Source organism: Pseudomonas sp. NFACC46-3, assembly GCF_900114515.1.
GTDB classification, from domain to species: domain Bacteria; phylum Pseudomonadota; class Gammaproteobacteria; order Pseudomonadales; family Pseudomonadaceae; genus Aquipseudomonas; species Aquipseudomonas fluorescens_Q.
The window spans coordinates 38,360-46,203 of record NZ_FOTH01000039.1 but is presented as its reverse complement, the minus strand read 5'-3'; the positions used below and the strand labels follow the sequence as shown (position 1 = coordinate 46,203).

Annotated in this window: 4 protein-coding genes; 1 reads left to right on the top strand and 3 read right to left on the bottom strand. The window is 60.0% G+C overall.

Annotated elements, in window-relative coordinates; genetic code table 11:
* Positions 1–432 precede the first annotated feature (432 nt).
* Positions 433–1,401, top strand: coding sequence for a GTPase (gene yjiA, locus BM300_RS26375; RefSeq protein WP_092150641.1), 969 nt, complete (start codon positions 433–435; stop codon positions 1,399–1,401).
* Positions 1,402–1,541: 140 nt separating this feature from the next.
* Here the strand turns inward: yjiA and BM300_RS26370 are convergent, their stop codons facing one another.
* From BM300_RS26370 to BM300_RS26360, 3 genes are all read right to left on the bottom strand, one after another.
* Positions 1,542–2,072: a hypothetical protein gene (locus tag BM300_RS26370; RefSeq protein ID WP_092150638.1), complete on the bottom strand. Its 531-nt coding sequence runs from the start codon at positions 2,070–2,072 to the stop codon at positions 1,542–1,544.
* Between the two features lie 229 nt (positions 2,073–2,301).
* Positions 2,302–3,555 carry a serine hydroxymethyltransferase gene (glyA, locus tag BM300_RS26365; RefSeq protein ID WP_072347783.1) on the bottom strand — a complete coding sequence of 418 codons (1,254 nt, stop codon included), beginning with the start codon at positions 3,553–3,555 and terminating at the stop codon, positions 2,302–2,304.
* A gap of 195 nt (positions 3,556–3,750) precedes the next feature.
* The gene (locus BM300_RS26360; RefSeq protein WP_092464416.1) at positions 3,751–7,599 is read right to left on the bottom strand and encodes a sensor domain-containing protein; all 3,849 of its coding nucleotides are present in this window, start codon (positions 7,597–7,599) and stop codon (positions 3,751–3,753) included.
* Between the last annotated feature and the right edge of the window lie 245 nt (positions 7,600–7,844).

Genomic DNA, 7,844 nt, shown 5'->3' with positions numbered 1-7,844 from the left:
TGGGCCCAAGTGCTGTTGAGTCAAACCCCATGTGGGAGTGAGCTTGCTCCCACAGTTGTTTTTGGGGGGGCTCAGAATTTGTATGCGCCACAAATCCCTTGTGGCGAGGGAGCTTGCTCCCGCTGGCGTGCGAAGCAGGCCCCGGCGGTTCTTCAGGCCGACTGTATCAGCCGGTTTTGCGACTGCTGCGCAGCCGAGCGGGAGCAAGCTCCCTCGCCACAGGGTAGTTGTCTGGCTTGATTGCGCTGTTGGTTACGGTGGCAAGGGTGGGTCCAAGTGCTGTTGAGTTGAGGTAGCCTCAAACCCATGTGGGAGCGGGCTTGCTCGCGATGGCGGTGGGTCAGTAGCATCGATGTCAACTGACCCGACGCCTTCGCGTGCAGGCTCGCTTCCACAAAACCGCTTCCCTTTCAGGCATCAAGGAGATTCAGTTTGTCCTCTCCCATCCCGGTCACCATCCTCAGCGGCTTCCTCGGCGCCGGCAAGACCACGCTGTTGCGCCATCTGCTCAAGGCCGAACACGGCCTGAAAATCGCCGTGATCGAGAACGAATTCAGCGATGCCGGTATCGACACCCAACTGCTGGGCGACGAGCCGGTGCAAGTCATGACCCTGGCCAACGGTTGCGTGTGCTGCACCATCCACACCGACCTGACCAAGGCCCTGTATCTGTTGCTCGAGCGGCTGGACAGCGGCGAGATTGCCTTCGATCGCCTGGTCATCGAGTGCACCGGACTGGCCGACCCAGCGCCGGTGGCCCAGACGTTTTTCATCGATGAGGACCTGCGCGAGCGTTACATCCTCGATGGGATCCTGACCCTGGTGGATGCTGCTCATGCCGATGTCCACCTGACCCAGGCCATCGCCCAGGCCCAGGTTGGATTTGCCGACCGCCTGCTCTTGAGCAAAACCGATCTGGTGGACGCAGCCCAGGTCCAAGCCCTTGGTGAACGCTTGGCGCGCATCAATCGGCGAGCGCCTATCAGGGTGGTGGAACATGGCAAGATCGACCTGGCCGAACTGCTCGATATCCGTGGCTTCAATCTCAATGCGGACCTGGGCGCAGGGTTCAGCTTGCGGCCGGTCGGCAAGGCAACCACGGGCGATCGGATCAGCAGCCTCGTGCTGCGCACTGACAAACCACTGGATATCGAAAAGCTCAGCGAGTTCATGAACCAGTTGCTGGAAGAGCACGGCAAGCAATTGTTGCGCTACAAAGGTGTGCTGAACATCGCCGGCGAACCCCGTCGACTGGTGTTCCAGGGCGTACTGAAACTGTACGGTTTCGATTGGGACACCGAATGGGCTCCGGATGAACCCCGGGAAAGCGTGATCGTATTCATCGCCGACGAACTGCCCGAAGAGAAAATCCGTGCAGGCTTCGATGCCATCCTGCTTTGATGTTCCGCTGCCTGTGGCTTTCAACTTGCCCAAGGTGAGTTGTTGAAGGAGAAGCTGCCCACCGTAGAGCCTTGTGGCGAGGGAATATCCTGCGCCACAAGAGCTATCTGGTTATTTGTCTTTTACGAGATTTACATGCCTTAGTGCAGGCTTAAGATAAAAGTTATCTTTGATTTTTCTTCGGTCTCGGCCAGATAGAGATACGGCGAGCCAGGCACTCTTAATCCCCCGACATATTTATGGGTTGCGGTCATGAGTGAGAGGGGAGTGTGCTGGGTGTTGATGTTTTTCCGAGTGATGATGTTGTGTTGTTGATCGACCAGGATGAAGCGCGTCGGGTTGGCAGTGTTTGGATGTACTGCACCAAGTACTTCAAGCCAACTCTTGCTAATCAGCCTGTTGTAGTATTCCCCGGGGTTTTTCAGGGTCAGGATGTAGCCATTGGGCGTAGGCCGGAAATGCAGCATCAATTGGGTAGAGGCCGTGGCCTGGGCTTCGGCGCGCATGCCGAGCAAATGCGAGTGATCATGGGTTTGCGGTTTGCCGGTAAAGAATCCGCCGCTGAATGAACTGACGGTCGCCATCGCAGGTTTACCATGCAGCGTTTCAAGTAGATTGACGTGGGCATCAAACATGCGAAGTGTTGCATGAAAAGATTTTTCACTGTCCATGTGATAATTGAATCCTGTGTTGAGTTAGTAAGTATGAGATGGAGCGAATGGGATCTTATTAGTTTTGTTGGGGGTGGGTGGTATTATCTGTATTGCAGAAAGTTAAGTGCGATAACAACCAGTGAATGGTGTAAGGATGAGCGGGTAAGTTGGCGTTAGCTTTTTAACAGCCCATAAAAAAGGCCCGCCTCGAAGAGGCGGGCCTTTTGGCTACGGTCTGACGGGCTGATTAAGCGCCGTACACCGGCAGCTTCTTGCAAATAGCCTTGACCTTCTCACGCACGGCGTCGATGACCGCTTCGTTGTTCAGGTCCGCCAGGATGTCGCAGATCCAGCCAGCCAGTTCCTTGCACTCGGCTTCCTTGAAACCGCGAGTGGTCACGGCCGGGGTACCGAAGCGCAGACCCGAGGTGACGAACGGCGAGCGTGGGTCGTTTGGCACCGAGTTCTTGTTGACGGTGATGAACGCCTTGCCCAGCGCCGCGTCGGCGTCTTTGCCGGAGATCTCTTGCTTGATCAGCGAGAGCAGGAACAGGTGGTTTTCAGTACCGCCGGACACCACGTCAAAGCCGCGCTCGATGAACACGCCGGCCATGGCCTTGGCATTCTTCACCACTTGTTGCTGGTAAGCCTTGAACTCAGGTTGCAGGGCTTCCTTGAAACAGATCGCCTTGGCCGCGATCACGTGCTCCAGCGGGCCACCCTGGGCGCCCGGGAAGACGGCGGAGTTCAGCTTCTTCTCGATGTCGGCATTGGCGCGCGCCAGGATCAGGCCGCCACGTGGACCGCGCAGGGTCTTGTGGGTGGTGGTGGTGACCACGTCGGCGAATGGCACCGGGTTCGGGTAGACGCCAGCGGCGACCAGGCCCGCTACGTGAGCCATGTCGACGAACAGGTAGGCACCGACCTTGTCGGCAATCTCGCGGAAACGCGGGAAGTCGAGGACCTGGGAGTAGGCGGAGAAACCGGCCACGATCATTTTCGGCTTGTGCTCGAGGGCCAAGCGCTCGACTTCGTCGTAGTCGATCAGGCCGTTGCCGTCGATGCCGTACTGGACGGCGTTGTACAGCTTGCCGGAGGAGGAAACGCTGGCACCGTGGGTCAGGTGACCGCCGTGGGCCAGGCTCATGCCCAGGATGGTGTCACCGGCCGACAGCAGCGCCAAGTACACGGCGGAGTTGGCTTGGGAGCCTGCGTGCGGCTGGACGTTGGCGTAATCGGCGCCGAACAGTTGCTTGGCGCGGTCGATGGCCAGTTGCTCGACCACGTCGACGTACTCGCAACCACCGTAGTAACGCTTGCCTGGGTAGCCTTCGGCGTACTTGTTGGTCAGTACCGAGCCTTGAGCTTCCATCACCGCGGGGCTGGTGTAGTTTTCCGAAGCGATCAGCTCAATGTGCTCTTCCTGGCGCTGAGCTTCTTGCTCCATGGCGGCAAAGAGATCGGCGTCGTACTTGGCAATAGTCAAATCACGGCTGAACATGGCGGTCCTCAAGGATCGGGGGCAGAAAAGGGGGGCATTCTAACCCAACCGGTTTTGGAAGGCATATGAAAGGAATTCAGCTTCAAGATGCAAGCGACAAGCTGCAAGTTAACGCGGACCGTTTCTGCCTTCAGCTTGCCGCTTGCCGCTTGCCGCTTGCCGCTTGAAGCTTGAAGCTTGAAGCTTGCAACTGCCTCAATCAATCATGAACAACGCATCATTGCTGAACTGCGCTTCGAACCGATTGGCCGGCATCGGCCGGCCGAACAGGTAGCCCTGGACTTCGTCGCAGCCGTGCTCGCGCAGGAAATCCAGCTGCTCGTGGGTCTCGACACCCTCGGCGATCACCGCCAGGTTGAGGCTGTGGGCCATGGCGATGATCGCCCGGGCGATCTGCGCATCCTGCTCGCCGGACGGCAGGCCGTCGACGAAGGTGCGGTCGATCTTCAGCACGTCGATGGGGAATTGCTTGAGGTAGTTGAGCGACGAATAACCGGTGCCGAAGTCATCGACGGCGATGCTCAGGCCCAGGTTTTTCAGCCCGGCCAGGATTTGCATCGCCTCGCTGACTTCGCGCATCAGGATACTTTCCGTCAGTTCCAGCTCCAGGCAGGCCGGCGGCAGGCCGGTGCTGCGCAGGATATTGGCGATGCGCGTGCCCAACTGGCCGTCGGAGAACTGCCGGGCCGAAATGTTGACCGAGACCTTCGGCACCCGGACCTTGGCCTGGTGCCATGTCCTGAGCTGCCGACAGGCCTCGGTGATGACCCAGTCGCCGACGTCCACCACCAAGCCGAGTTCTTCGAGTACCGGGATGAAATCCCCTGGCGGCACCAATCCGCGTCGCGAATGGCGCCAGCGCAGCAGGGCTTCGGCACCGGTCAAACGTTTGCCATCGCCGCTGAACTGCGGCTGGTAATACAGCACGAACTCGTTCTGTTCCAGGGCGTGGCGCAGGTCGCTTTCCAGCTCCAGGCGCTCCAGGGCGCTGGCGTTCATGTCGGCCTGATAGAACTGGAAGTTGTTCTTGCCCCGCTCCTTGGCGTGATACATGGCTGTGTCGGCGTTCTTCATCAATTGGCTCAGTTCGTTGCCGTCCTGGGGGCTCAGGGCGATACCGATACTGGCGGTGACGAAGAACTCCCGGCCTTCGAGCACGAAGGGCCGGACCAGGCTGGCGAGGATCTGCTCGGCTACGTTGATTGCCCGGTTCAGCGCCATTTCGCGGCTGGCGCGCGGTTGCAGCAGCAGGGTGAATTCATCGCCACCCATGCGTGCCACAGTGTCGTCGTCGGCGACGCAGCCGAGCAGGCGCGTGGCCATTTCCTTGAGCATCCGATCGCCGGCGGCATGGCCCAGGGAGTCGTTGATCGGCTTGAAACGGTCCAGGTCGAGGAACATCAGCACGACCCAGGTCTTCTGCCGGTCGGCCGATTGCAGTGCGGTGTGCAGGCGATCCTGGAACAGCGTGCGGTTGGGCAGGTGAGTCAGGGCGTCGTAATAGGCCAGGCGATGAATGCGCTGCTCGCTGGCCTTGCGCTCGCTGATGTCGCTGAAGAAGCACACATAGCTGGCCAGGTCACCTTCGTCATCCAGCACGGCCGTAATGCCGACCCACGCTGGGTAATGCTCGCCATTGCGGCGCTTGAGCCAGACTTCGCCTTCCCAGGTGCTATGCTGTTGCAGCTGCTTGAGCACGTAGCGCAAGTGGGCTTCCTGCTGTTCGTCCACGGTCAGCATGTTGGGCAACTGGTCCAGCACTTGCGACACGGCATAACCGCTGACGCGACTGAAGGCTTCGTTGGCCTGGACAATGTAGCCGGCCGGGTCGGTGATCAGGATCGCCGAGGTCGAGTGTTCGAAGACCGTAGCGGCCATGCGCAGGTCTTTTTCAGCGCGACGCTGCTGGCTGATGTCGCGACCGACGCCGAGCACGCCTTCGAACGCGCCGTGTTCATCCCACACCAGTACCAGCCGCAGCTCGATGGGAATCTTGCGCCCATCGGCACGCAGGCAGTCGAACAGGAACAACTGGGTCTGCATCTGGTTGCGTAGCTCGGCCAGTTGATCGGGCTTGTCGAGGGCCTTGCTGACCCGGTCCATCAGGCTGTAGATGCCGGTCAGTTGTTGCGGATTGGCGATGATCGATTGCCAGCCGTTCTGGAAGATCCAGTCGGCGGTGTAGCCCAGCACCGCTTGCACCGACGGGCTGACGTAGTTGAGCGAAAGCTTGTTGTCGGTGGAGAAAATCACGTCGCTGATGCTTTCGGCGAGCATCCGGTAGCGTTGTTCGCTGTCACGCAGCGATTCACTGGCCTCGATCTGCTCGGTGACGTCCTTGGCCACGCCGATGATTCGTGTCACCTGGTTATCCCGGTCCCGGGCCAGGGCCTGCTCGCGGATGTCGAAGCAGCGCCATTTGCCATTGCGGTGGCGAAAGCGCAGTTGGCATTGCAACAATTGCGTGTACCCGCCCCGCCGCTGTGCCTGGCGCAGGCTGTGGTAGTGATCGGCATCGTCGCTGTGCAGCAGGATTTCCCAGAAGTACTCGCCCATCTGGTGCAGTTCGGTGCGGTCGTACCCCAGGGTCTGGCCCAGGTGGTGGTTGCTGAAGATCATCCGCTGACTGATGACGTCCTGCACATAGAGATGATCCGGCACGGTGCGCACCACGTCGGACCAGAAACCCTCGCGTTCGAGCAGCGAGAGCTCGATCAGCTTGCGGCTGGTGATGTCGCTGATGCTCAGGATGACCGCGTTATGGTCTTGCTGTTTTTCCGGCAGGCGCAGCACCAGCCACAGGTGCTGGTCGCGGCCATGGGCGTCCTGGAGCTTGATTTCCAGCTCCAGTTGCTTGTGTTGATCGAGCAGCGCCTCGAGCAGCTTCGAGCCGACGGGGTTGTTGTCCTGCGTACCCTTGCCGACCAGCAGTTGCCAGGCCTGATCGCAGGAATCGACATTGAGCAGTTTCAATGCCATCTGGTTGACTTCGGTGACGTGAACTTCCTGGCGCAATTGCTCGAGTTGATGGGAGGTTTTTGTCCATGCGCGCAATTGATCGCCCGTGTGCAGGCCGGCCCGCTCAAAAAAAGCCTTGAGCCCCGACAGGTCGAGCACGCACAAGGCCACGCCAGTGCCTTCGAAAATATCCTGGTAGCGCCGCCGACCTTCATGCAACTGCCGCTGACGTCGGCGCATGTTCAAGAGCGCAATCACCGGCAACAACGAAAACGCCAGGCCCAGCAGGCATTTGCCGATGAAGGCCGGCAACAGTTGTTCGATTACCTGGCGACGGTCGAACAGCCCCCGCAGTTGCCAGTCGCTGCTGCTCAAGGGCACGGTCAGTACGGTGTTCTCCAGGTCATCCGGGGACAAATGGGTAGGGCTGCTCGAGGGCAGGCTTTCGTCGCGGCTGATGATCTGCTGGTTGAGACGGTTTTCTACCAGCCACAGCGGGCGCAGCCCCATATCGGCCTGCTTGGTCAGGGTGGAGAAAAAGTTCGGGCTCAGGCGCAGGGCCCAGTAGCCACGGCTGCTACCGCTGGCCTGGTGCAACAATAGGTGCACCACGGAGCCGTCTTCGGCATTGCTGAAATAATGGGCCTGGGCCCGGCTGCGCCGCACCAGTTCGCCCAGGTAGTCGGCGTCGTGGCTGTCGGCGTCGCTGTCACTGAGCACTCGGCCGGAGGGGCTCAGCAGGACCAGGCTGCGCAATTCGGGGAGCGATTGCTGGAGTTTGCGCACCAGGGCCCGCTGTTCGTCGCCCGTTTGGGGTTGTTCGACGATCGGTAGCAGGTTGAGGGCGATTTGCGCGTTCAGGGCCATGTTCAGGCTGACCTGCGCGGCGAGATCGGCGGTGTAGTCGATGGTGTATTGGCGTTGTTGCTGTTGGGTTTCGCGCAGTTGGTCGAGCAATTGCCAGAACAGCAAGCCGAGCAGCAGCAACACCAGCGTGGCCAGTGCGCTCTTCAATGTCCCGCGCAGGGGCGAGCCGGACACGACTGCGGGTGCGCGAGGGGACAGGGGCGGAGTGACGTTGGACAAGCTGTAATCCTGCAGTTTGCTGGACTGGCGCGACGTGCACTATAAGCCGGACGCCCGAAGGGCGGCTAGCATGCCTTGACTTGTGGCAAAGTGCCAGCCCTTGGCGGCTGGACCTTGACCGACGGTTGAGGTAGCTTTGCCGGTCAAACAAGAGCGTTCCAGCTCCAGATTCCCAGGCTCTATCCGCGCGCAGGCATTGATGACCGTCAAGTGCCGGTGCCGCGCATGGCCTGGCTCGTTCTTTT

Bases quoted from the DNA above. Each gene is read 5' to 3' on its own strand.
- BM300_RS26370 (WP_092150638.1), bottom strand. From the start codon at position 2,072: ATGGACAGTGAAAAATCTTTTCATGCAACACTTCGCATGTTTGATGCC.
- glyA (WP_072347783.1), bottom strand. From the start codon at position 3,555: ATGTTCAGCCGTGATTTGACTATTGCCAAGTACGACGCCGATCTCTTT.